The organism is Candidatus Bathyarchaeota archaeon, from assembly GCA_018396705.1.
Classification (GTDB): Archaea; Thermoproteota; Bathyarchaeia; order Bathyarchaeales; family Bathycorpusculaceae; genus DRVP01.
This window is the reverse complement of the sequence record JAGTQZ010000002.1, coordinates 89,589-112,804: the sequence shown is the minus strand read 5'-3', so window position 1 is coordinate 112,804 and position 23,216 is coordinate 89,589. Positions and strand designations below refer to the sequence as shown.

General features: G+C 42.6%; 26 protein-coding genes. 5 read left to right on the top strand and 21 right to left on the bottom strand.

The window, feature by feature from the left end:
- Positions 1-5 precede the first annotated feature (5 nt).
- Positions 6-1,178, top strand: coding sequence for a 2-oxo acid dehydrogenase subunit E2 (locus KEJ24_01380; GenBank protein ID MBS7646479.1), 1,173 nt, complete (start codon positions 6-8; stop codon positions 1,176-1,178).
- 39 nt (positions 1,179-1,217) lie between these two features.
- Positions 1,218-1,955, top strand: coding sequence for a lipoate--protein ligase family protein (locus KEJ24_01375; protein ID MBS7646478.1), 738 nt, complete (start codon positions 1,218-1,220; stop codon positions 1,953-1,955).
- On the opposite strand, the gene KEJ24_01370 is transcribed toward KEJ24_01375, so the two are convergent.
- From KEJ24_01370 to KEJ24_01350, 5 genes are all read right to left on the bottom strand, one after another.
- Positions 1,936-2,283, bottom strand: coding sequence for a carboxymuconolactone decarboxylase family protein (locus tag KEJ24_01370; GenBank protein MBS7646477.1), 348 nt, complete (start codon positions 2,281-2,283; stop codon positions 1,936-1,938). The two genes, KEJ24_01375 and KEJ24_01370, sit on opposite strands and share 20 nt — an antisense overlap.
- Before the next feature lie 283 nt (positions 2,284-2,566).
- Entirely contained in the window at positions 2,567-3,472 is a 906-nt protein-coding gene (locus KEJ24_01365) for a signal peptidase I (GenBank protein ID MBS7646476.1), read from the bottom strand.
- A gap of 113 nt (positions 3,473-3,585) precedes the next feature.
- Positions 3,586-3,795 (bottom strand): hypothetical protein, encoded by a 210-nt coding sequence (locus KEJ24_01360; protein MBS7646475.1) that lies wholly within the window; start codon positions 3,793-3,795, stop codon positions 3,586-3,588.
- Positions 3,796-3,826: 31 nt separating this feature from the next.
- Complete coding sequence (locus KEJ24_01355; protein ID MBS7646474.1) at positions 3,827-4,027, bottom strand: hypothetical protein; 201 nt, start codon at positions 4,025-4,027, stop codon at positions 3,827-3,829.
- A 147-nt stretch (positions 4,028-4,174) separates the two neighbouring features.
- Complete coding sequence (locus KEJ24_01350) at positions 4,175-4,681, bottom strand: GNAT family N-acetyltransferase (protein MBS7646473.1); 507 nt, start codon at positions 4,679-4,681, stop codon at positions 4,175-4,177.
- Between the two features lie 126 nt (positions 4,682-4,807).
- On the opposite strand from KEJ24_01350, the gene KEJ24_01345 reads away from it, so the two are divergent.
- The gene (locus KEJ24_01345; protein ID MBS7646472.1) at positions 4,808-6,715 is read left to right on the top strand and encodes a hypothetical protein; all 1,908 of its coding nucleotides are present in this window, start codon (positions 4,808-4,810) and stop codon (positions 6,713-6,715) included.
- Positions 6,687-8,567, top strand: a complete 1,881-nt coding sequence (locus tag KEJ24_01340; GenBank protein ID MBS7646471.1) for an ATP-binding protein — start codon at positions 6,687-6,689, stop codon at positions 8,565-8,567. Before KEJ24_01345 ends, KEJ24_01340 begins: the two co-directional genes overlap by 29 nt.
- A gap of 3 nt (positions 8,568-8,570) precedes the next feature.
- Here the strand turns inward: KEJ24_01340 and KEJ24_01335 are convergent, their stop codons facing one another.
- The 6 genes from KEJ24_01335 to KEJ24_01310 all read right to left on the bottom strand — a co-directional run bounded on the left by KEJ24_01335 (position 8,571) and on the right by KEJ24_01310 (position 13,549).
- Positions 8,571-9,896: a hypothetical protein gene (locus KEJ24_01335; protein MBS7646470.1), complete on the bottom strand. Its 1,326-nt coding sequence runs from the start codon at positions 9,894-9,896 to the stop codon at positions 8,571-8,573.
- A 168-nt stretch (positions 9,897-10,064) separates the two neighbouring features.
- Positions 10,065-11,033: a pyruvate ferredoxin oxidoreductase gene (locus KEJ24_01330; protein ID MBS7646469.1), complete on the bottom strand. Its 969-nt coding sequence runs from the start codon at positions 11,031-11,033 to the stop codon at positions 10,065-10,067.
- A 15-nt stretch (positions 11,034-11,048) separates the two neighbouring features.
- Positions 11,049-12,281 carry a pyruvate ferredoxin oxidoreductase gene (porA, locus tag KEJ24_01325; GenBank protein ID MBS7646468.1) on the bottom strand — a complete coding sequence of 411 codons (1,233 nt, stop codon included), beginning with the start codon at positions 12,279-12,281 and terminating at the stop codon, positions 11,049-11,051.
- Between the two features lie 16 nt (positions 12,282-12,297).
- Positions 12,298-12,582 carry a 4Fe-4S binding protein gene (locus KEJ24_01320; GenBank protein ID MBS7646467.1) on the bottom strand — a complete coding sequence of 95 codons (285 nt, stop codon included), beginning with the start codon at positions 12,580-12,582 and terminating at the stop codon, positions 12,298-12,300.
- Positions 12,579-13,145 (bottom strand): pyruvate ferredoxin oxidoreductase subunit gamma, encoded by a 567-nt coding sequence (locus KEJ24_01315; protein MBS7646466.1) that lies wholly within the window; start codon positions 13,143-13,145, stop codon positions 12,579-12,581. The genes KEJ24_01320 and KEJ24_01315 overlap by 4 nt, the downstream gene beginning before the upstream one ends.
- A 71-nt stretch (positions 13,146-13,216) precedes the next feature.
- A complete protein-coding gene (locus KEJ24_01310; protein MBS7646465.1) occupies positions 13,217-13,549 on the bottom strand; it encodes a PadR family transcriptional regulator in 333 nt (110 codons plus the stop codon).
- A gap of 120 nt (positions 13,550-13,669) precedes the next feature.
- Between KEJ24_01310 and KEJ24_01305 the strand changes: the two genes are divergently transcribed.
- Positions 13,670-13,996 carry a PadR family transcriptional regulator gene (locus tag KEJ24_01305; protein ID MBS7646464.1) on the top strand — a complete coding sequence of 109 codons (327 nt, stop codon included), beginning with the start codon at positions 13,670-13,672 and terminating at the stop codon, positions 13,994-13,996.
- Positions 13,997-14,244: 248 nt separating this feature from the next.
- Here the strand turns inward: KEJ24_01305 and KEJ24_01300 are convergent, their stop codons facing one another.
- Genes KEJ24_01300 through KEJ24_01255 form a run of 10 tightly spaced genes read right to left on the bottom strand, consistent with a single transcriptional unit; the run spans position 14,245 to position 23,214 of the window.
- On the bottom strand, positions 14,245-15,117 hold the full coding sequence (locus tag KEJ24_01300; GenBank protein MBS7646463.1) for a prephenate dehydrogenase/arogenate dehydrogenase family protein: 873 nt from the start codon (positions 15,115-15,117) through the stop codon (positions 14,245-14,247).
- Entirely contained in the window at positions 15,114-16,187 is a 1,074-nt protein-coding gene (locus tag KEJ24_01295; GenBank protein MBS7646462.1) for a pyridoxal phosphate-dependent aminotransferase, read from the bottom strand. The genes KEJ24_01300 and KEJ24_01295 overlap by 4 nt, the downstream gene beginning before the upstream one ends.
- Before the next feature lie 59 nt (positions 16,188-16,246).
- Positions 16,247-16,513 carry a chorismate mutase gene (locus KEJ24_01290; GenBank protein MBS7646461.1) on the bottom strand — a complete coding sequence of 89 codons (267 nt, stop codon included), beginning with the start codon at positions 16,511-16,513 and terminating at the stop codon, positions 16,247-16,249.
- 2 nt (positions 16,514-16,515) lie between these two features.
- Positions 16,516-17,622: a chorismate synthase gene (aroC, locus tag KEJ24_01285; GenBank protein ID MBS7646460.1), complete on the bottom strand. Its 1,107-nt coding sequence runs from the start codon at positions 17,620-17,622 to the stop codon at positions 16,516-16,518.
- On the bottom strand, positions 17,600-18,898 hold the full coding sequence (gene aroA, locus KEJ24_01280; GenBank protein ID MBS7646459.1) for a 3-phosphoshikimate 1-carboxyvinyltransferase: 1,299 nt from the start codon (positions 18,896-18,898) through the stop codon (positions 17,600-17,602). The genes aroC and aroA overlap by 23 nt, the downstream gene beginning before the upstream one ends.
- The gene (locus KEJ24_01275; GenBank protein ID MBS7646458.1) at positions 18,895-19,782 is read right to left on the bottom strand and encodes a shikimate kinase; all 888 of its coding nucleotides are present in this window, start codon (positions 19,780-19,782) and stop codon (positions 18,895-18,897) included. The genes aroA and KEJ24_01275 overlap by 4 nt, the downstream gene beginning before the upstream one ends.
- Positions 19,779-20,648 (bottom strand): shikimate dehydrogenase, encoded by an 870-nt coding sequence (locus tag KEJ24_01270; GenBank protein MBS7646457.1) that lies wholly within the window; start codon positions 20,646-20,648, stop codon positions 19,779-19,781. The genes KEJ24_01275 and KEJ24_01270 overlap by 4 nt, the downstream gene beginning before the upstream one ends.
- The gene (gene aroD, locus KEJ24_01265) at positions 20,649-21,332 is read right to left on the bottom strand and encodes a type I 3-dehydroquinate dehydratase (protein ID MBS7646456.1); all 684 of its coding nucleotides are present in this window, start codon (positions 21,330-21,332) and stop codon (positions 20,649-20,651) included.
- Positions 21,329-22,408, bottom strand: coding sequence for a 3-dehydroquinate synthase II (locus KEJ24_01260; GenBank protein ID MBS7646455.1), 1,080 nt, complete (start codon positions 22,406-22,408; stop codon positions 21,329-21,331). Before KEJ24_01260 ends, aroD begins: the two co-directional genes overlap by 4 nt.
- Positions 22,405-23,214 carry a 2-amino-3,7-dideoxy-D-threo-hept-6-ulosonate synthase gene (locus KEJ24_01255; protein ID MBS7646454.1) on the bottom strand — a complete coding sequence of 270 codons (810 nt, stop codon included), beginning with the start codon at positions 23,212-23,214 and terminating at the stop codon, positions 22,405-22,407. Before KEJ24_01255 ends, KEJ24_01260 begins: the two co-directional genes overlap by 4 nt.
- Positions 23,215-23,216 lie beyond the last annotated feature (2 nt).

Here is a 23,216-nt window from a genome sequence, read left to right as displayed (position 1 = left end):
TTAAAATGAAAACTGTGATAATGCCTAAACTTGATTTAGCAATGGATAGCGGGACCATTGTAGAATGGTTTAAAAAAGAGGGCGAAAACGTCCAAGAGGGCGAACGTGTAGTAAGTATAATGACCCAAAAAGTTACTTATGAAATCAACGCCCCAACTAGCGGTGTATTATATAAAATATTGGCACCGGTGAATGCAGAAGTACCCGTAGGAAAACCTATTGCAGTTATCATGGAGCCTGGGGATAATGCTGCCGACATTGAGCGCTACATTAAAGAGGTCACAGTGGAAGAAGTTGTCCCAAAAATTGTTACAAAAGAACCGACAGTTGAGGCTAGAGAGGAGGCAAAGAAAGAGATTTTGAGAATAAAAATCTCGCCAATTGCTAAAAAACTTGCAGAAGAACATGGAATTGACATTACAAAAATTAAGGGAACCGGCCCAGAGGGCAGAATAACAAAGGAAGACGTGTTAAACGCAATAAAGGAGCTTGAAGCCAGGAAAGGAAAGGTCACGCCCTTAGCAGGTGTCAGAAAAATAATTGCCGAAAGAATGACTTTAAGCCATAAAACGATTCCTCCAGTAACCTATTCCATGGAGCTAGATGCCACACAAATGATAGCCGTCCGCAACATACTTAAAGAAAAGGAAAATATCGATTTATCCTATAACACACTACTCATCATGGCTGTTGCTAAGGCCATAAGAGACTTCCCAATTTTCAATGCAACTATTGAAGAGGAAAATATACGTATACTAGACGAAATTAACATTGGATTGGCCGTCGCAACGGACTATGGACTTGTCGTCCCAATAATTCACAACGCGGATAAAAGGGAAAATATTAGAGAACTCAACGCGACTGTTAAGGACCTGATTGAACGCGCTAGACAAAACAAATTGACGATCGACGAAGTATCCAATGGTACGTTTATAATCACTAACCTAGGAATGTTTGGAGTAGACATGTTCACCCCGATAATTTTTCCAGGTCAAGTTGCAATATTAGGAGTTGGCAGAATCGTGGAAAAACCGGTGGCCGTTTCTGGGCAGGTTATGATAAAACCAATGTTGACACTATCTTTAACCGCTGATCATAGAGTGATAGACGGAGCTTTAGCCGCTAAATTCTTGAGGAAAATCAAAGAGAACTTGGAGAACATACATCTCATGATATAAAGGAAGGTTTATTTACTCTTCTTCTACTTTCTCCCAAGAATGGAAGAATGGAGAATCCTCTACTCAGAATCAAATGACCCATACCTGAACATGGCTATAGAAGAAGCCATATTAACGGCGGTTAATGAAGGAAAATCACCGAGTACCGTACGTTTTTGGCGAAACTCACGGTCAGTGATCTTAGGACGCTCCCAAAACGTTGATGAAGAAGTAAACATAAAAGAATGCGAAAAGTACAAGGTGCAGATTTTAAGGCGCTTCACCGGGGGTGGGACAGTATATCAAGATCTCGGTAATCTCAACTGGACTTTTGTTATAAGCAGGTATAGCAAATTCTATCCAGAAAGTTTTTCTGAACTATATGAGTTTTCCTGCAACGCTGTAATTGAAGGGTTGAAAGAAATAGGTATAGATGCTGAGTTTAGACCACCTAATTCTATTTGGTTAAAAAACAAAAAAGTGTCTGGGTTGGCGGCTTATATAAAAAGAAATGCTGTACTCTGCCACGGCACCCTTCTAGTTTACGCTGAAATAAAAATTCTTTCAAAAGTACTGTCCAAACCACGATATGAGGTAACTAACATAAAGGATGAATTAAAAGAATGTTCCATATCAATGGATGACATTAAACACGCAATTCTCCACGGTATTGAGAAAACATACAAAATTAAAGTTAATCCTGGTGACTTGAACGCATATGAAAGTGTTCTTTCAAAATTCTTGTATAAAGAAAGGTATGAGAGAAAATCGTGGAACTTTAAAGGAACGACGTCATAGCTTTATAAGCTTTTACTGCATAGACGAGCGCTGGTGACCCAGCCATCGCAACCGCCACTTTTAATGCATCCATGATTTCCTCCTTTCTAGCACCGGCTTTTATTGCAGCATCTAGATGCCAAAGTATGCAGTCTTCACAACGTATAGCTACGGCAATGGCTAAAGAAATCAATTCTTTAGTCTTTATGTCGAGAAATTTTTTCTCTTCAGCAATGTATACATACTGGGCGAATCTGGATAGCTCAGGAACACTGGACATTAAATCTCCGAGATCCCTTCTCAGTTCCTCGAGTCTTTCCTTATATTTATCGTCCACGTCTTGCACCATCGAATATCTTTTCTTATCCTACCTATCATCGCCAATATTTAAACGTTTTATTGCTGGAGTCTAATTTTTATTTTTAGAGCTTCGGTTTTCACCCAAATGAGCTAAACCCTTAATCAAATTCTCAAATTAGCTTGAAAAGAGGTTTTTAAATGATAATGTTAAGGTAATGGGCATTAACTGTCAATTCTGAATTGATTTTTCATAAAATATTCTTTGAAAAACATCTGTAACTGTTCTGTTGTTGGATTAGACTGTAGAGGAGGTCTTTGCGCATCGCTGAACTTTAGAGTCTGCACCTTTTTCTTGACTTTAAAAAACTGTGGATTTTCCAAACGTTAAAAATTATTAGAATAATAGTGAAAAATTGATACCATGCAAATGTTGGGACGCCTAAACGGGTTCCACTGCTCATTTCACAATCAATCTTGTATGTTAGGAGGCTCTGGTGTAGAATAGCCTTCACGTTGAAGCTTTCGTGATATTGTTGGTCAGCGTACATGCCTCGAATGGTTGCGTTAGGAGGGGCAGCGCCAGGCTGCCAAAAAGTGAACGAGCCATACAAACTAAAAATTATTAATCCAATAATCACTATGTTCAAAACGGCATAATAGATGTGGCCTAAATCTATTTTTGAGGCGCTCTTTTTCTCGACCAGTTTTTCCTTATCATTTGAACCAAACGGCAACATTAGAATTATGAAGATTATAAGTAGTGCAAGGAATAGTATGTAAGTGTTTCTTCCCGAATTGAGGAATAGGGGGATGTTTCCAAGGTAAGGTATTCTAGCTATTACTTTGCCCACCAGATTTGTGGAAGGCCATGCAGGATCATCTACACCGCTGTTGTCCCCACGTGTTGTAATGTAGTATATACCGTTTCTGTCTTCTATTTTGACTGCTCTGTGAACTATTAGCTCATCTCCCTTTTTGTAAACTAGGATGTCTCCAGTTAAGCCTTTTGGGTCAGCATTTATTTGGGCTGGGTCTATTTTTTGAACCACTATTAGATCGCCAATGTTAAGAGTTGGAAGCATACTTCCAGAGGCTACCGCTAACACTGGGTAGGGTGTACCCAAGACGGCTTGTGCACTGTAGTATAGGCTGAAGACTATGAGAAATATCAGCGCTATTGTTATTGCTGTTTGGAAATAGTCATTTTTCCACAGTTTTTTTAGAGTTTCAATCGCCAACTTTCTGGCCTTCTTTTGAGCCTATGCTGTCTTGTAGAATTATCCTTTCAGATTTTAAAAGTTAGTGTTCTGTATCAATCTAAAGGGAGAAATAAAAGGGGTAAATGTACAGGCTATAGTTCTATGCCTTCAGCGCCTAGTTTGACTTTGCTTACTATGCCTTTGAACTTTTTTCCGCATTTTGGGCATTCATACATGCCAAAGACTGTCATAGTTATCCGCATTTGCTTGTCAGGGAACGGTGCGATAAGCTCCCACGTTTTGTAGGGGTCTTTAACTTCTGTTCCGCATTCAGGGCAAATGTTTTGCTTCGTTTTCGGCATGGTTAAAGCCAACTGTGAATGTTGTTATTTGCTAAACTTTTTTCTTGCTTAGTACTTCCCGGAAAGGTTTATTGCATTTAGGGCAGTCGAAAAGCCCTATTTCCAACTGCATTCTTTTGCCAGACTTGTCTGGACGGCCCGCCATGGTCCACTTCTTTTTAGGCGTGTTTACGACGGTTCCACATTTTGGACATTTAGCCATAATTTCTCCTCCAACATCCTCGATAACCATGGTTTTTCCATGATGATAGATAAATAATTTTCCATTCTGCCCGTTCAACATTGAGGGTCATTAACTGTTGAAGGTTTAAAGTAAATACTATAATTTTGAGTTAAAGATGAGGGAAGATTATTGGTTCTGTTCCACACTTTAGCTAGATTAATCAAGAAGTTTGCTGTACCATACGTAGGTTTGACTTCGCTTAAAGCCAAGATTCTCCACGAAACGCATGCCCGCCAAGTTTGTGCCTTCCACGTCTACTATGGCTATGCGGGCGCCCCTCTCTCTAAAGCGCTTTTCCAGTTCTCTATAAAGTCTCTTGCCAACGCCTCGGCGGCGCCTCATTTTTTTAACGCCTATCCATAGAAAATAGCCATAGGTCCATGGACTGAAAGGTCTCTTTAAAATGGTGCCTAATGCGAATCCCACAATCTTTTTTGTGTTTATGTCTTCGGCCACCAAACATAGTTCAGGATCCTCTTGGAAAAGCGAAAGCAATTCGTTGATGTTCCATGTGCGGTATGTGAACTGCAACTGCGTCGGTGTGAAAACTTCCTCGCTTAAACGCCAAACTTCAGGCAAATCTTCCAAAGTCATTTGCCTAACTTCAATTTCAACCCGTCGAGTTTTGACACTTTTGCGTTTTATAATAGGCTCTCCAGCCAATTTTTCTCCTTCAAGACTAGATTTGCGCGGATAACTGATATAAAATATTCTGAAATCATGGGGTGTTTTGAGCTTAAAAACGTTTTTACGTCTAAGCTTTTAATTGTTGGCTAGGTGGGAGTTGAGGTGCAGCTTTCGCCTTTAAGCAACGCCATAAAACGGACATGTAACATGCTTAAAATTGGGGCATCCATGCAAGTTTTAGACTATGAAAAGCGCTTTTCTTCGCTGAAGAACTTTTACGAAAACCTTCTTTCAAGCCTTATTAAAATTGGCTTTAATACAGAAGAAGCTTATCAAACTGCAAAAGAGTTTTTTGGAGCTTCTTCTGTACGTTTCGCGGGAATAGATGGAACCATGTACTCGCGTCCACTTTTTGACCTTGTCGTTTTCTTCGGAGGTGCCTACGCCTCAACCGGGACAATAACCTTTCATGAGGATGAGCCGCCAACAGTTAAGTATGACGAGCGAACTGCTAAGCATGGTGCGGGCATCTCCAGCGTGGTGCCCATCTACGTTAACGAAATTCCAGACGTGGATCAGACATTTTTTGAAGTTTCCCAACCCGACGAGATTAGCCTTGGAAAACCATTAACCGAAGAGTCAATAATTAACAATGCAACAATCGCCAACTGGATTATGACTTTTGCTGAATACTATTTGGCTTACAAAATGGCTAAAGACTTCGAACAAAATGTTCGAATAATTATTTTGGACAGAAGTCTGTCTGTTGAAAGGGCAAGCCTCCTCTACGATACTTCGAAACGCGCCTTGTGGAAAGCAAAAAGCAATATTTTAGGCTATAAAGTGGACGGAGAACCTATAGACATCAACGAATTAACCATTGCAAGACATTTTGTCTGTAACCAAAGGCTAGGCATACCTCCTCCAAGGGCGGACTACATCCGCTATGCTATAATAGACTTGCTTAAACGGAAAAGTGCCCTAACAAAAAGGCAGATTCTAGCAGAATTTGAAATCAAAGACGAGGACAGAGCGAAAAGAGTTGAACGCGCCATAAACAGCCTCGTGAAAAAAGGCGTTTTAACCGAAAAAGGCGAAATTTACGCCCTAAACCAAAGATATTTGAGGACGTGGGAGCGCATCAAAAAACTGGTAGTAGCCATAGGCGACAAATTCTTTTTCACAGAAAACCCTGAAACCAGCAATCCTATGAAAATAGTTAAAGACGGAAAAGAATATTGGCTTACAACACTTGACATCGCATTTCTAACACTTTTCACACTGCACATGCTGATGGAGGAATGTTGGAATAGACATATTCTCCTGATAGGCGTGACAAAAGACACAGCTGCAAGAGACTTTAAACGGCAACTCATCCCAATAATGTGCAATAACGACCTCTTGGCAACTAAAATTTTCCAAGAAATTTTGGAGAAATTGCCGAACACAGACCGCATGATTCTCCAGTCCACCAGCATATTAAATGCGGATAAGATTACACCTCCATGGAGTCTCATAGAGTATGATTCTGCCTTTAGAACCATGGTTTTGGACAAACAGAACCGGAAAGGCTACGTTTCAGGCGCCATTAAAAACAAGATAGGCTTGGAGAAAGTCTTCCTTAAAACCTATGTGCAGTTGAGTCAAGCCAAAACCGACCCTATGCTAAGGAGCAACGTGCTCCTCGTAGACCGCCTCGTCTATCCGGAATATGATTATAAGCCTGAAACCACTGTGGAGTTTTGGAACGAGCTCAGCGACGGCACAAAAGAGCCCATGGAAGTAATCCTCTTCATGGACAAGAACGTGCCAAATCCCATGCAAAACCTAACCATGAGCATTTTAGTGGCTATGGCGCCATCCAACATTCCAGAAGCTTTCGGACATAACACGCCCTTATTTATCGCAGACAAAATTGCCAAGTGGAATTACAGTCAATTCAAGCGGGTTGTAGATACAACTGCAGAATGGATTCTTAATAATCATAAATTGAGAAAGTTCATATTCTACATGAGCACGTTTAGAGAGAGGCGAACAGCCATTGAAGCCGCAAGAAGAGAACAAATTTAACTGTATGTGCTTCACAGACTTCGACGGACGGTTCAGGGCCAGGCTCGCCACCGTCGTGCCCCGGTTTTTTGGCGGGGCAGAAGAATCCAAAGTGGCTGGAACAAGCGCCCGCTACAACTGTCGCATAAAAGTGGAATACCAAAAAGACTTGATGGGCTTGCTGGAAGAGGGCATGCTTTTAGCCGTTAAAAACTTTAAGCAGGCGCTTTTGGGCGAGGAACGCTATACGCTTATGGAGATAAGCCGTGTCTGGCCTGAACACTTCGGGCTTAGAGGCTTGTCGGACCATGGCTATTATCCCATGCAGTTTGAAATTATAGAGCAGTCGGAGGCAGATTGGTTGACAGATGACCGTTCAACCATGATGATCCAAATAGACGCCATACCAATAAACTATGATTTAGTAATAAGTAAAAACTGCGAATACAGGTTTGTGAAGGGGTTTTCCTATCCAGTTGTGGGTAGCCCCGTTTACATTTTAAATAGTGAAATGATAAACCGGATGTATAACCAGAAAATTACCGAAAAGCTTGGTGTAGATCCGTCTAAAACCGTGGAAGATGCTAGGCTTGACCCGAGACTCGGTGTTGTGAAAATGTTTCAGACAAGCAACACAGTCATTCCAATATATGTGGATTTCGAGAAGCTCGTGCGCTACCATTTCGGCGTTTTCGCTTTTACAGGCGGAGGAAAAAGCAACTTAATGTCCAACATCTTGAGGCGAATCCTACTTCACACAAGTGACGTTAAAGTCGTTGTTTTCGACATAAGCTGCGAGTATGTGTTCTTGCTGCTTGACTTACTGGCGGACGAGCGAATTCCATCCAAGATTATTCTTGAACATCGAATAGACTCTCTTGAACAATTCTTCAACTCAGTCGTAAAGCCAAGAGAGTATGAGGCTGACGAGCGAATCAAGTTTGGATTAAAACGCATAATGGAACAAGATAAACTTGGATTCTACACTAGACCCAAACAGAAAATCCCGACTTACGCTCAATTCTTGGAGGAGTTAAACGATCAAAGAAAAAGCGCCACTGATAGACCTCACTATTTGAACGCCATAGATAGAATCCATGACGCTGTATTAGATTACATGGAGGCACATGGACTAAGCGAAAACCAAGAAGTAAGTGAAGACTTCATCAAATACATAGACAACGTCTGCATAGCCACGGTGGAAGAGTTCAAAGTCCACGACAAAAGCGCCTTCTACGGTTGGGCAACGACGAGAACAACAATACTAGACCAAATAAGGAAACGCCAAGAAGAAATGAAGAAGGAAACCGGCGGGCTGACTGTGGAAAAAATCCGGGAACTACTGGAAGGCGAGACAAGGCTTGTTTGCATCTCCATATCAGACCCCACAACAATAAAAGAATTAGTCATAACACTAACCCATGACCTACTCATCCGGAGAAAACGCATGTTTCAAGTTAAGCCCTATATCCTCCTAGTCTTCGATGAAGCTCAAGAATTCATCCCTGAGCTTTCAGGTGCAACAGGCATAGACAAAAAATGCAGCAAACAGGTGGAAACACTGCTTAGGCAAGGCCGCAAATACGGTTTAGGTGTTTGCATAGCTACTCAACGCATCGCCTACTTGAACACAAATGCTCTTCAACAACTTCACACCTACTTTGTGGGAACGCTGCCACGGCCATACGACCGCGCATTGATAAGCGACACTTTCATGATAGACAAGGGCATATTGGAGAAAACCCTTGAGTTCGCACCTGGAGAATGGTTGTTATCCAGTTACATTGCCACAGGCATAGAAAATGTGCCCATATTCATAAAGGCAGACAACGCTGAAAACGAGATAGAAAAATTCCTCAGAAACGCAGTTTAACCATTATGCCAATAAAGAGATCAGACCAACAAGCATTAAACAAGCCACAACTACCACAATAGGCATCACTAGAAAACCGTATTTGGAGAATTCTGAAAATGAAATAGTATACCCATGGTTTGAAAGAATTTTAGCCCACATTAACCCAGCAAGCGCTCCGGTCAGCATAAAGTTGGCTCCAAGATTGCTTCCAACAACAAGCGCTAACATAGCGCCAAACTTAACGATCCGGGGAGTTGAAAAAGCTGAGCCTTGAAGAGCCTTAACGAAGAATATTGTCATGGGATGATTATTCATTAAACCAGCGGCGAACGACGATGCAAAACCTACACTAAGCACAGCCGCTATAAGACTTGTAGAAACTTTTGAAAGTTGAAGTGCAAGCAAATCGGTCCAACCCGAGGAAGCCATACCTTCAACTATGACGAAAAGTCCGATTAGAAATGGTGCTATTTTCCACGGCATCCTTTTCGGAACAGTTAAGATATTGGATCGCGCCAGCAACAAATTATAAAGAAACATTACAAATGCGGATGCCAAGGCAATCATCCATGGATGAACCCCTGTCCACTCTGACGGCAAACTCATGAAGAAGATGGCGCCGCCAAGCACGATTAAACCAAAAACGGCGCCCCTCCTGTCCTTAAGAGCATGTTGCGGGCTAACATGCGGTGGTTGCATTCTGTCAGGTAGTTTCCGACGGAAAACTAGCAAAAGCAGCATGAGGCACGTGACAGTGGCGGAGACTGCTGGCAGAAGCATCCATTTAGCAAAATCGGCAAAGGAAATTCCATAAGCTTCGGCAATCACAATGTTAGTTGGATTTCCAACATAGAGCCCCATGCCGGAAATATTAGCAGCGAAAAACTGGGCGAGAAGGAATGGAAGAGGTGACACGGCCACACTGCTGCACATGTATAAAATTATTGGGGTAATCGTCAATACTACAACATCGTTGCTTGTGAAAAGTGTCAGTATAGACGTAAGTATGAAAAAGTACACGAACAGCCTTTTGCCAGAATTCCCAGCTAACTTTATAACCTGCAATGCGATGTACTTGAACAATCCGGTTAAATCTAAGGAAATACAGATGTATGCCAGAGATAATATCAAGATTATTATCGAGTAGGGTTTGATGTTTTCACAGCCAACGATACCCCTTACAATAAAGTTGGCATCTATCACGGATGTCACCCATAAGACAGCCACACATAATATTGGAGCTAAACCATAATCTAAGTGAAGATAAACATGCTTGAATGGAAGTTTAACCTTTGGATGCTTAAAAGTCAAGAGGATTGACGCCACAAAAGCAAACAAGCTAGTCATATGCAATGAATCCAGTGGGTTGTCAGCCTCCTAGGTTATGCTTGTTACCACCATGATTGTCATACTGCATTTTCAACGGCGTAATTAAAGGCTGAATAAAAACTTGACGCTGAGAAAACGGTGTTTAAAAAGTTAAAATCTTAAAAATGAGATAGAAAGGACTGGACCTTAGCTAGTGATCCCGCATTTTTTGAGAAGGTTTTGCCATCTCTGATCTGTTATTCGCTGTATTTCGTCGATAAGATTCTCATATTTTGATGTGAATAAGTGTCTGAACCGGCCTTGCATCGCTAAGTATTCTTTCACCGGCTTTTTCCTTTGAGGTTCTATTGCTATGACTTTGCTGGGTGCTGAAAGCTGATATTCACCTCTTATGCATTCCCATAACGGGAAAATGCATGTTTCCACCGCCAAACGGGAAAGCTCAATGGATTTTGCTGAGTCGCTTCTCCAACCTCGGGGGCATGGTGCAAAAACGTGTAGAAACGCTGGTCCTTCTACTTCTAGGCCTTTCCGCGCTTTAGTTATTAGATCACGCCAGTAATATGGTGATGCCGTAGCCACATATGGAATTTCGTGGGCCGCCATTATGTCAGCTATGGGCTTTTTGGGTTCAAGCTTGCCAGGTATGACTTGGCCAGCCGGCGAAGTTGTTGTAGCCGCGCCTAGAGGTGTGCCTCCGCTTCTCTGTATGCCCGTGTTCATATACGCCTCATTATCATAAAGCACAAACAAGAAGTCGTGACCTCTTTCCACAGCTCCGGAGAGGGCTTGAAAGCCTATGTCATATGTGCCTCCGTCTCCAGCAATGGCGATGACATCCACGTGCTCGCCTTTTATCCTGCCCTTTTTTCGCAACACTTTAATAGCTGATTCTATGCCTGAAGCATTTGCGGCGGCATTTTCAAAGGCTGTGTGAAGCCAAGGCACGGCCCAAGAAGTGTAGGGGTACAGTGTTGAAACTATTTCCATGCAACCAGTGGCCGTCGTCACAATTGTGGGGCCTCGAACAGCTTTCATTATCAATCTCATAACGATTGCTGGAGCACAACCCGCACATGCTCTATGGCCAGACATAAATAAGTCTGGTTTTTCAACTATATCCTTGACCGTGAACCCCCATTTTTCACTATCCATTTAACTATTCTCCTCTTACTCTCTTAGACCTACATATCTTATTGGAGTTTCGACACGACCTTTTTGGAGGACTTCTTGAAGATCTCTATAAATTGCACGGATTTGCATTGGATTTATATCTCTTCCACCAAGTCCATATATATAGTCGACAACGAAGGGTCGCTTTTCAGAATCGTAAAGGGCATGGCGAACTTCATGAAAAACAGCACCACCATGGCCGCCAAAACTCATACTTTTATCCATCACAGCCACGGCCTTTACATTTTCCAAAGCTTTACGGATCCCTTCTACGGGAAATGGCCTAAAAGTGCGAATTCGCAGAAGCCCAGCTTTAACGCCTTCAGCTCTCAACTCGTCGACAACTGTTTTCACGGTACCCGCCGTTGAACCTAGACATACCGTGGCAATTTCGGCGTCATCAAGGTAGTAGGGGTCGAGAAGCCCGTTGCCATATCTTCTTCCACTTATTTCAGCGTATTCATCGTGCACTTGCCTAATGACTTCGAGGGCTTTATTCATGGCCTCTTCCTGTTGGCGTTTGAACTCAAAATAATAATTTGGAAAAGCTGCTGGCCCGAGGGTCATTGGATTATCTGGGTCAAGCCTTAAAGGCGCAAATTTTCCCTCATGAGTAAGCACCTTTGGAAACTTACGTACTCCCACAAACCTTTTCACGACATCGTCTGGAAGCACATTCACGTTCTCCAACGAGTGACTCAATTGAAAACCCTCAAGGCAAACCATGGTAGGCAATAGAACCTCAGGATGTTCCGCTATCCGGAAAGCTTGTATAACCGAGTCGTAAACCTCTTGTGCGTTTTCCGCATAAATCTGAATCCACCCGCTGTCCCTCTGTGCCATGGTATCTGATTGGTCACCATGAATGTTCAAAGGGGCAGATAAAGCACGATTCGCAATAGCCATGACAACTGGTGCACGGCATCCAGACGCAACGAAAAGCATTTCATGCATCAAAGCTAAACCCGCCGAAGCTGAAGCTGTAAAGGCCCTTGCACCAGTCAAAGAGGCAGCCAAGCATGCCGTTAAAGCGCTGTGTTCAGATTCTGTACAGATAAAAGCTGTTTCAACTTCGCCGTTAGCCACGTACTCACTGAACCTTTCAACAATAATTGTTTGGGGCGTTATTGGATAAGCAGCCACAACATCTACATCGCACTGCTTAACGGCATATGCAACAGCTTCGTCCCCGTTTAAAGCCAAAAACTTTTGCTCGACAACACTTTTCATAAAACGCATCTCCCATTTATTCAATTTTCATCTCTATCGCCTTAGTAGGACACTCGTTGGCGCAGATGCCGCAGCCCTTGCAGTAGTTGTAGTCAAATTCGATGTCACCTTTTTCAGCTATCCAATGTATGGCGCCGTCTGGGCAGAACATTACGCATAAAAGGCAACGGATGCACTTTCCCAAATCTCTTACGGGCTTGAAGGTTTTCCAATCACCTGTAAGAAAGTCGGTGCTTGGTTTCCAGCAAACCGCAGCAATAGAGATCTCTTTCCAACTTTTCTCTTCTTCTTTAGAAGTCATGTGGAACGTGCCTCCTTATAGGCTTCCTCTATGACAGCAAAGTTTTTCTCAGCTATGTCGCTTCTAAAACGTTCCTTAACCGTTTTTTTAAGGCTTTCCAAGCTAACCAGACCTGTGGCCCGTGCAACAGCTCCAAGCATGGCTGTGCTTGTTATGGGCAAACCCAAAATTTTTATGGCTATTTCAGTTGCTGGAACAGTCCAGACTTCAAGTTCACTCTCTTTTAAAGCTTTCTTAACATTGTTCGGGCTTTCCTTCGAATTTATTATAAGCTTTCCTCCCTTACCAACTCCCTCAGTAACGGGCACAGTTTTCAACAGCGTCGGGTCTAAAACCACAACAACATCAGGATTATAAATTGCACAATGCACTCGAATAGGTTCAAGGCTTATCCTCGTGAAAGCTGATACAGGTGCCCCCATTCTTTCAGGGCCAAACTCCGGAAAAGATTGAATATATTTACCTTCATAAATCGCAGCTCTCGCAAGTAATTCGCTGGCCGTCCACGCTCCCTGTCCGCCTCTGCCATGCCACCTAACTTCGATAACCTTTTTCAAGGCCATTCCTCATAGACTTCGAGGATAGCAGTTACTACAATATACGTTTTTCTGAGATAAAAGTAGAAAGACATACATCAAAGCATAATTTCTTTTAATACTTCTTTAACAGGTGCCCCGAGTAGGTCTTTAACACGATTCAAGAGTTTGACACCATTTTCAGTTGTTGAATAATACTTTATACGTCTTCTCCCCTTTTCCATCCATTTTCCCTGTATTAAACCGCTTTCTTCAAGTTCATAAAGCAGAGGATAGACAACCCCTGGGCGGAAACTCCATCCAGCTAATCGTTTTAACTCCCTTGTAATACCATATCCAGACATGGATGCTTTTGTTAGAAGCCATAAAATCATGACCCTACTGAAGCCTCTGACAACGGCTTTTAAAATTTCTTGCTCCAATTCAGCCATATGAGGGAGCCCTACCAGAGATTAATTTCTACATGTAGGCTTAAATTGACATGGAATATAAGCATTCTTAATATGGAAAGTTTGATATATCATGGTTTAAATTATTTTGCTTGAAAGCCTATGGTTAGAATCAGCGACGCTTTCCTTCGCAGTCTCGAAAAACCAGTAATACTATGGCTTTTGTCGCATAAGCCAAGACACGGATACGAGCTCATATCTGAATTTAAGAAACTAACTGGAAGAACACTGAAACCCAGCATAGTTTACCCCTTTCTGCATAGACTTGAAATGGAGGGATTTGCAAGCAGCCAATGGACTTTAAAGGGCAATCGCAAGATCAAACATTACACCTTAACGAAAAAAGGGGAGGAACTCCTCCAAAAAATGCGGGAAACATTCACGAAGACAGCCAAAGAGTTTCTTGTAGAATTGATCGGAGAGAAATAAAACGGCTTGAATACAAGAACTTTCATTTATACCATTTAAGAACCGCTTCAATAGATTTTTCTGGATAACCCATCTGCCTCAGCATTTTTCGAAGTTGCCGTTCATCCAAACTTGGGACACCAGTTAGGGCAATATGCAGTTGTTTTAATTAATACATATTCCAAATATAGATATATTTTACACTCTAATTTCAGATATCGAGTATATTTTCGCATCGGACATAACTAAAAATATTCCAGCTTAAATTATCAGTTTTCAAGAGCCTCAAGCATTCTATACATGGACTCATAAGCTTTGAAAAACTGCGGATCTGCCTTGGACAGTTTGCTTTTCAGCAGCTCCACTTTTTTGATAAACGCAGTTTTATCTTTTTGTTTTAATATTTCCAGCCATTCTTTCGTTTTATCCAAGAAAAGTTCTCCAAGCTTGTCCATTTCTGAAATCCCCGTTTGTATACTTACTGCAAGCTCTGTTTGTTCCGAAGTCATGGCTTCAATTATTGTTAACAGTAGCTTGTAGCTTACTCCAGAAATTTCTTTCGTCTTTGCAAACTGTCCATGACTTAATATTGTATCGCAGACAACGCAGCTTAAAAAATAGGGGAACCCTATTACAACTGACATGAGCTTGTCATGTTCCCGTGGAGTCATAAAGAAAACTTTGGCACCTTTACTTTCCAGCCATGCTCCAAAATTTTTCGCTAAAGCCTCTTCCTCAGCGTTTGTAGGTGTAAAAATGAAATTCTGGTTTTTTATACTTCGGGCGCCTGGACCAAACATTGGATGGGTGCCAAGTGAGACAGCATTCTTAATATATCTATGCATTATGTTTACCGGGTTTTCCTTAACAGAGCATATGTCCATAATCTCTTGTCCAGAGTGGATGTGCGCATGTACCTCTTCTATCACTTTTTCGAAGTTTTCGATGGGTACACATATGAATATACGGTCTGCACTTTCCACAGCTTTTACATTGTCTGCCGTTTCGACGTTTAGTTCTTCCCGTATTCTTTTTAGTTTCTCAGAGTCCTTGTCTGAAACTATAACGGTAAAACCTTGGTCTAGAAAGAATTTAGCAAACCATTTACCCATTCTTCCGGCGCCTATTATCGCTATTTTCATTTAAAAGCCTCAGCGATTATCTTAAGGCCTGTCTCAATTTCATCGTCCGGTGCTGTTAAGGATATTCTAAAGTGTTCTTTATAATCGCCAAATGATGTTCCTGGAGTTACTGCAACTCCTTTATCCAAAAGGTCAAAAGAAAATCTTTCAGAATCCAATCCGTCAAGTTTTGGGAATATATAGAAGGGTGCATCGGGCTTTGTAAACTTCAATTTTGTTCCCGAAAATATTTTACAAGCTAAATCCGCCCTTTTCCGGTACTCATCTCGTAGCCTTGACGCAATTTCATGTCTAAGCTCCAGCGCCTTCATAGCCGCATCTTGTATAAAAACGGGGACATTTGTCAACGTTATTTGATTAAGTTTTATAATTTTGTCTACAAGCGTTTTATCCGCGATTAAGTAGCCTATCCTCCATCCAGTCATGGCAAACGTTTTAGAGAAACTCTTAACTATTATGGGTTCGCCTCCAAAATCCAGAAGGCTTTTGGTTTTGACGAAACTTATGTCTGCATAAACTTCGTCTGACAGAATTTTTACACCTTTACTATTAGCTATGTCCACTATTCTCTTTACAACTTTTTCAGCCATTACTTTGCTTGTGGGATTGTTAGGATTGTTAAGTATGATCAACTTTGTTTTCTCATCAATAAGCGCCTCTAGATCTTCAGCTTTCACTTCCCAATTTGACTCAAACTTAGTTTTTATAAGCTTCACATCAGCACCTAAGCTTTTGGCTGCTAAGTCATATGCTGTCCAATGTGGACTCGGGATTATCACGTTGCCGCCTTTTTCAAATAATAGATACATTACAGCGAAAATCGCCCACTTGGAACCCGGAGTTATCACAATGTTGTCCGCTTTAACACCATGGATCTCAGCTAGAGTTTCTCTCAATTCTTTCTCTCCGGCGGCGGAGGCATATTTTGTTTTACCTTTTTTCATTGATTCAAAAGCAGCCTCAATAATCTCCATTGAAGTTTGTTGATCGGGGTCTCCAAGGTTAAATTTTATAATTTTCTTTCCTTCTTTTTCAAGTCTTATTACTTTCTCGTTTATTTCGTATAACATTTCAACCAGTCCAGTTTGGAATGTATAACGAATATTTAAGATTTTACATAAGAAAGAGTTTATTCAGACTTTTGTATGCGAATGCTTATGTCGATTATTTTTTGAAAAAGATTTTTAACATCTTCAGCGTCAAGTCCAAACTCCGCGGCTTTCTCTGATATGTGCTTGTATTTTTCCTCTTCCCTTTTGGGGTCTCTGACGGGGATTCCTTGTTTCTGTTTTATTTCGCCTATTTTCTTGGAAACTTCAATTCTTTCTTTTAGCAGTAGGAGAATTTTCTCGTCTATTTCGTCTATTTTCTGCCGTAATGCGGCTATTTTTTCCAAGGTTACCTCTTCCTTCCTAGAACTTTCGGGATTATTCCAGCCCTTATCATGAGGTCTGTTAATGTTATTGCAACCACAGCTTCTATTACCGGAACAGCTTTTGGCACTATGCACGGGTCATGCCTGCCCTTTATTTGCACAGTGGCCTCCTCGAACGTTGACAAATTTATGGTTTTCTGTAGTTTCGCTATCGACGGTGTTGGCTTAAAAGCCGCTCTAACCACTATCGGCATACCATTGGATAGACCTCCAAGCACCCCGCCTGCGTTGTTTGTTAAGGTTACTACTTTGCCGTTTCTTATCGTATATGCATCGTTGTTTTCGGATCCCTTCAGTGTGGCTGCTTTAAATCCTGCACCAAACTCCACTCCCTTAACGGCGGGCACAACGAAGATGGCCTTTGCTATATCAGCGTCTAACGCGTCAACTATTGGCTCGCCGACACCTGCCGGAACATTTAATGCAATACATTCCACTATGCCTCCGAGACTTTCTCCTTCCCTTCTTGCCTCGATTATGGCTTTCTCCATTGATTCAGCGTACATTGGATCTGGGCATCTAACCGAGTTTTTATATGTTCCTTCTCTAATCTGCTCCAGCGTTGGTGTTTCTTTCATTTCAATATCGCCTATTGCTTTGGTGTACGCCAACACTTCAACCCCGAACATTCGCAGTAATTTCTTTGCAACAGCTCCAGCCATAACAAATGATACAGTAATTCTTCCAGAGAACCTTCCGCCGCCTCTGTAGTCGTTGAATCCATCATATTTAATGTGGGCGGGGTAGTCGGCGTGTCCAGGTCTTGGCAAATCTTTTATAGCGTCATATTCTGAGGGGACAGCTTCCTTGTTCCATACCAGAATACAGATAGGCGCCCCAGTAGTGTATCCTTCAAATACTCCGGATAGAATTTCCACGACATCTTTTTCGATTCTTCCCGACGTTATTTCCTGTTTGGGCGGTATCCTCTTATCCAGTTCTGCTTGCACGTCTAGTTCGGAAAGTGGAAGCCCTGCTGGGCAACCATCTATAACTGTGCCCACGCATTTGCCGTGGCTTTCTCCGAAAGATGTTACAACAAAGGCTTTACCAATCGAGTTCGCCGTCAACTATATTCGCTCCTAACACGGTTAAGTCTCTGAAAAAGTTGGGATAAGATTTTCCCACGCATTCAGCGTTTATTATTACTGTGTCACCCTCAGCGCCTAAAGCCGCGGCGGCGCAAGCCATCGCTATTCTATGATCATTATGAGGATCTATTACAGCGCCATGAAGTTTACACGGCCCCTTTATTATTAGGCCGCTCTCCTCCATGATTATGTGAGCCCCCATTTTTCTAAACTCTGTGTAAAGAGCGGCAAGCCTGTCAGATTCCTTGTACCTTAACCTTCCAGCATTGCATATTTGAGACACTCCGCTTGTATAACATGCAATTGCTGTGCACGCCGGCACCAAGTCTGGGATATCTCCCGCATCAACATTTATTGCGTCGCGAAGTTCACCACTAACTTCGACAAACCCTTCACCGATTTTAACTTCTAAACCTGCATGCCTAAGTATTTCTAAAATCGCTTTATCTCCCTGCTTTGACGTATAATCAAGATTGTGAATTCTTATTTTTGATGATGTTATGGCGGCGGCGGCCAGAAGATAAGCCGCGGAAGAAAAATCTCCAGGAACCTTATGCTCAAAAGGCAGGTATATTTGCCCGCTTGGAACTTGTATTTGAGTGAAATCTTCTGAAATTCTAACTTTTACGGAGTGTTTACGCAGTACATCCAGAGTCATTTCAATATAGCCTTTTGATTCAACCGGTTTTGTAAGGCTTATTTTAGTGTCATTTTTCGCGTGGGGGCACGCAAACAGAAGACCAGATATGAACTGGGAGCTTATGTCGCCTCTTAAGGTTGTTTCTCCACCGTCGATTCCTCCGCCGTGAACTATTATGACGGATGGATTTTCGGCATCATATCGGGTATTCACTCCAAGCTGTTTTAGGCTTTGAAGCAGCGGTTCTATGGGTCTTCTACTCAGCGATTGTCCCATCACAAATGTTGTGTTTCCAAGGGCAAGGGCGGAAACTGGTATCATAAAGCGTAAGGTGGTTCCCGACTCCCGGCAACTCACAGGTCCTGCGGGCGTCTTTAGAGGCGGTGGTTGTCCATTCACTTCCCAGAGTTCGCCTTTTTGTTTTACTTCGGCTCCGAAGGCTTTTACAGCCTCTAAAGTTGCTAGCGTGTCGTCGGAAATTAGAGGCTTTTCTATAGTTGTTTTGCCACTTGATAAAAGTGCGGCAATAAGCATTCTATGCGTATAAGATTTAGAGGGGGGGGCGTTAACTTCCCCCCTTAAGTTTTCAGCTGGTTTAATGACAACTCTTGTCATGGAGAAACGCCCAAAACTTGCGCTTTTTCATGATTTATTTGCGTCTCTATTATTTCTCCCTCGTACTGCATCAAGGCTTCCCGTACACCATCAATCTTTTCTTCGGCGACAACAATTGTTACGGCTGGTCCTTTACCGCATAATCCGGCGGCAGTTGCTCCAGCCATTAAAGCATCCAGAACAATTGAAGAATCATATCCTAGAGCCGAAGAGTATATCAGCCCATTAAGCGTTAAAGCTTGCCAAAAGTTACCCTTTAAAGCTTCTTTATATGCTATCTTGACCAAGGGGGCTATGGCCCGCGTTTTCTGAACATTAACACTGCTTGTGTAAACTTTAGTTTTAGGTATGTGAAACAAGACGGTGAGGTTTTCAGGCGCTTCAAGGCGTTTAATTATCTTCCTCTTTAAGTTGTCTGTTATGACTATTCCGCCAAAATAGGATGCACAAGCGTCGTCGAAAGCACCTGTTACTGTGACTTTTGCTTCTAAAGCTCCTTCAACACCCAAATTTACTACTGTCAAGTCATCAACCTCTTTCCCTAGCGCAGCCACTGTGGCGAGAGCTATGGCGTTTGCAGCAGCGCTGCTGCTCTTTAGGCCGCGGGCAATGGGTATGTTGGACCATGTTTTAACCTCTGCCCCGAATTTGTCGGCAAGCCCAAAATATCTCAGAATCTTATTCACAGTTTTCTCTATAAGTATAGTGTTCTCGGCAGGGTCTGAAACAATTTCACCCTTTATAATTGGCGGACTATCTGTCAACTTAACCTCTGCTTTTGTCCATAATTTTACTCCAAAGGCTGCTCCTTTGCCAGTTGCGATAGCGTTTATTATGGTTGCTCCACCATAGCTTATAGCAGTTGCAGTAGTTTTTCCACTCAAATTTTGATTTCCACCCCGCAGAGTTTTTTCAAAATAGCTTCCCTCATAACGTTTACAGGAGCAGGCTGATTCCACCAGATTTCAAATGAAGCAGCACCTTGAAAGACGAGCATTTCAATGCCATTTATAATTTTGGCGCCAACAGATTTAGCTTCTTTTAATAGCTTCGTTTCAATAGGACTATAAACTATGTCCATTACTGTAAGCTTCGGATTTAGCATATCCCTCTCGACGATGGTTTGGCCACTGTTAGGGTACATGCCAACGGAAGTGGCGTTAATGAGCACATCTACGTTTTTAAGCCATTCTTTAAGGAGGTTTGTTGAAAGGCTGTTTCCGACAATTTTTTTGTTAAACTTTCTTTGAAGCGATTCCGCCAACCTTTTAGCCTTCTCTCCGTCTCTGTTTAGAATTCTAAGCTCGTCTGCCTCTTGTGCAAGTTGGAAAGCTATTGCTCTTCCGGCGCCTCCAGCGCCTAAAAGTAGGAACTTTTTACCTTTAGGCTCCACTCCATTCTCCTTTAAGGCTTTTATTGCGCCGACGCCGTCGGTATTGAAGCCTACAAGCTTCCCGTTCGCATTAAGCACCGTGTTAACGGCTCCAACGAATTTTGCCGCAGGGTCGATTTCGTCCAAGTAACTGGTGATGGCAGTTTTATGGGGCATCGTAACATTCATTCCATAAATGCTGAACCCGCGCACACCATTCACAGCATCTTCAAGCCTTTCCTTTTTCACCTTAAAGGCAACATAAACAGCGTCAAGCTTCAAAAATCTAAAAGCAGCATTATGCATAACGGGGCTTAGCGAATGATCAATTGGGTCGCCGATTACACAGAACACTTTGGTTTTTCCAGAAATTTCCATTTACATGGCTCCTAACGCCTTATACGCCGCCTTCATTTCTTGAATTGTCATTTGCCCTGAAGCAGTTTCCCCGCCGTGTTCCAAGGCAGCGATTGTGAAGTATCCTCCAAAAATCGGCGACAAAAGTCTTGAGGGTTTACCCAGAGCCCCCATAGCGAAGCAGACAATCTTAGCTTTTCCACCCTCCTCGTTTAGGAAACGTAGTAAAGTTAAGTTGTCTTGTAGACTTCGCGCCATTGTCACTATTTTGCAGATGTCTGCGCCTACTGCAATTTCGTTTTTAAGAATTTGCTGTAACTTTGTGATTTCCGGCGTTTCTTCAAAGTCGTGAAAAGACAGTATTGGTTTAACTCCTAAAGCATGCAGTTCCTTAACAAAGCTGCTCAGCCAAGGTGTGTCAAGTTCTATGTCCACGTATTTAAACCCGTTTGAAGCAGCATTGTAAAGAATTTTTCTGCGTTCTTCATCCTTCCCCAAAAAATTTCCGCCACAGTTAGGTGTTCTAATAGTTGCGATTAGCGGTGTTTTTGCACATCCAGCGACGTCTTTCAACTCTTTAAATCCGCCGAGACAGTCTAATCTTATCTCGATAAAGTTTGCCTTATGCTCTTCCGCTTTTTGGATCAGCTTCAACGCGTCATTAAAGCTTTTAGGCATTATGGAAACGCATATTCTAACGGTCAAAGCTCTACAACCTTCTCCTCTTTAACAAGGGTTCCGAAGTGCCTTCCACCTTCTGAAATGTACGCTAAAACCTCGTCTCCGGGTTTAAGCTTCGTAACTGACGTAGAGTCATCCTTTGTTACAAGCCTTATCGTTTCCGCATTTTGAACTATCGTCTTGAAGTTTTTACCCTCCCATTCAGCCTCAATTAGTAGAAGAGGACGCCACTCAATTTTGACTCTGCCAATATTCGTGAACCTAGCTTTGCCATTTCTGTCCACGATCATTAACTCGTCTCCGGCTTTGAGTTCTGAAAGATATCTTGTCTTATCTGGAGCACACAGCGCGTACAGCGACACTGGACCCGCATTCACCCTGAAAGGTCTAGGTTGAACAAAGGGATTTTCGTGAACCTCCGCTTCCACTAGGAATAAACATGCAGATTGACATCCGAGAAGGAGTCCCTCACCCTCCTTCATTAAATCGCACGTGTCAACGCACACTCTGGCTCCGGTTCCTATCTGTTTAACGCCAACTATTTTTACCGGTACAAGTTTAAACTGGGGTAGCTGCTTTTTGACTAGATACGCCACCTTTATAACCTCATTTGAATCTGCCGTTTTTAAGACTACTCCGTCGGCTCCCAGTTCAAGAGTTTCAAGAGCTAGTTTGGCCTCTTCCAATGATGAAACCTCTGCCAAAAGCTTGCTTGTTCCTCTTATGTTAGCTATAAGGTTCTCTAATGGTATGATTTTCCAGTCCAAACAGTTGATAATAATGTAATCGGCTGAAAGATTTGCAGCTTTGACAGCAGCCACTTCGTCCTCCTTGCCCTTAACCGTTACCCGAACCGCCACTGGTTTGCCAGCAGTCTTCAACTTTGCTAACTCTTCCGACATAAGGGGTTCAAGGACTTGAATGTCGCACTCGCGAATCTTCGCGGCAACCTTTACCCCTAACTTCTTTTTCTTAACGTCGTTTAATTTCTGCTCATCCTCAACATACACGACATCACACGTTTGACTTGCAGAATCGAGCAGATGTTCCATGACATTTTGCGGAACAGTTTTATCTATTTTCAGCCAAAACTCTTTCAAGAGTAGACCCCCACTTTAGCCTTGACATCGGATTTAGGACAACATTCTGCCTTTAAAAACATCACCGCATCCTCTATGCTCCATCCCTCATGCACTATGCCAACAAGAGCTTTAGTCATAGCTGTTGGATCTTCATGTTGGAAAACGTTTCGACCTATAGATACCCCTGCGCAGCCGGCTTTAACTGCATCATAAACCATTTCCAGCAAACTTTGAGCCGTGTCGACTTTTGGCCCGCCAGCGATTATCACCGGGACAGGACACCCCTCAACAACTTTTCTGAAAGACTCAATATCTCCTGTATAATTGGTCTTTATTATATCTGCGCCTAGTTCTGCACCAAGCCTAGCTGCGTGGGCAACAGCCTCTGGGTCATGCTCATTTTTTATTTTCGCTCCTCGCGGGTACATCATGGCAAGCAGAGGAATCCCCCATGCGTCACATTCGTCCGCTATTTTGCCCAGCTCCACCAGCATGTCAGGCTCATGAACCGCACCCACGTTCACATGAACCGAAACGGCGTCACATCCCAGCCGAATGGCCTCTTCGACGCTGCAGACCCCCACTTTCCAATTTGCGTCAGGCCCTACCTTTGTGCTTGCAGAAACATGTATAATGAGTCCAAGCCTTTTTGTGTCAACGTTTTTCGCTATACCTTTATGTAGAACAACGGCGTCTGCGCCGCCAGCAATAAGCTTGTCAATGGTGTTTTGCATGTCTAAAAGTCCGTTAATAGGGCCGCATGTAACCCCGTGGTCCATGGGAACAATCACAGTTTTGCCATCTTCGCCAAGTATTCTCCGCATTC

What these genes read in the sequence shown, in the direction of transcription:
- KEJ24_01360 (MBS7646475.1), bottom strand. Translation starts at nt 3,795, where the DNA reads ATGCCGAAAACGAAGCAAAACATTTGCCCTGAATGCGGAACAGAAGTT.
- KEJ24_01295 (MBS7646462.1), bottom strand. Translation starts at nt 16,187, where the DNA reads ATGTTATACGAAATAAACGAGAAAGTAATAAGACTTGAAAAAGAAGGA.
- KEJ24_01270 (MBS7646457.1), bottom strand. Translation starts at nt 20,648, where the DNA reads ATGGAAATTTCTGGAAAAACCAAAGTGTTCTGTGTAATCGGCGACCCA.
- KEJ24_01370 (MBS7646477.1), bottom strand. Translation starts at nt 2,283, where the DNA reads ATGGTGCAAGACGTGGACGATAAATATAAGGAAAGACTCGAGGAACTG.
- KEJ24_01375 (MBS7646478.1), top strand. Translation starts at nt 1,218, where the DNA reads ATGGAAGAATGGAGAATCCTCTACTCAGAATCAAATGACCCATACCTG.
- KEJ24_01305 (MBS7646464.1), top strand. Translation starts at nt 13,670, where the DNA reads ATGGTTAGAATCAGCGACGCTTTCCTTCGCAGTCTCGAAAAACCAGTA.
- KEJ24_01300 (MBS7646463.1), bottom strand. Translation starts at nt 15,117, where the DNA reads ATGAAAATAGCGATAATAGGCGCCGGAAGAATGGGTAAATGGTTTGCT.
- KEJ24_01335 (MBS7646470.1), bottom strand. Translation starts at nt 9,896, where the DNA reads ATGACTAGCTTGTTTGCTTTTGTGGCGTCAATCCTCTTGACTTTTAAG.
- KEJ24_01255 (MBS7646454.1), bottom strand. Translation starts at nt 23,214, where the DNA reads ATGCGGAGAATACTTGGCGAAGATGGCAAAACTGTGATTGTTCCCATG.
- KEJ24_01315 (MBS7646466.1), bottom strand. Translation starts at nt 13,145, where the DNA reads ATGGCCTTGAAAAAGGTTATCGAAGTTAGGTGGCATGGCAGAGGCGGA.
- KEJ24_01320 (MBS7646467.1), bottom strand. Translation starts at nt 12,582, where the DNA reads ATGACTTCTAAAGAAGAAGAGAAAAGTTGGAAAGAGATCTCTATTGCT.
- KEJ24_01355 (MBS7646474.1), bottom strand. Translation starts at nt 4,027, where the DNA reads ATGGTTATCGAGGATGTTGGAGGAGAAATTATGGCTAAATGTCCAAAA.
- KEJ24_01380 (MBS7646479.1), top strand. Translation starts at nt 6, where the DNA reads ATGAAAACTGTGATAATGCCTAAACTTGATTTAGCAATGGATAGCGGG.
- porA (MBS7646468.1), bottom strand. Translation starts at nt 12,281, where the DNA reads ATGAAAAGTGTTGTCGAGCAAAAGTTTTTGGCTTTAAACGGGGACGAA.
- KEJ24_01330 (MBS7646469.1), bottom strand. Translation starts at nt 11,033, where the DNA reads ATGGATAGTGAAAAATGGGGGTTCACGGTCAAGGATATAGTTGAAAAA.
- aroA (MBS7646459.1), bottom strand. Translation starts at nt 18,898, where the DNA reads ATGACAAGAGTTGTCATTAAACCAGCTGAAAACTTAAGGGGGGAAGTT.
- KEJ24_01310 (MBS7646465.1), bottom strand. Translation starts at nt 13,549, where the DNA reads ATGGCTGAATTGGAGCAAGAAATTTTAAAAGCCGTTGTCAGAGGCTTC.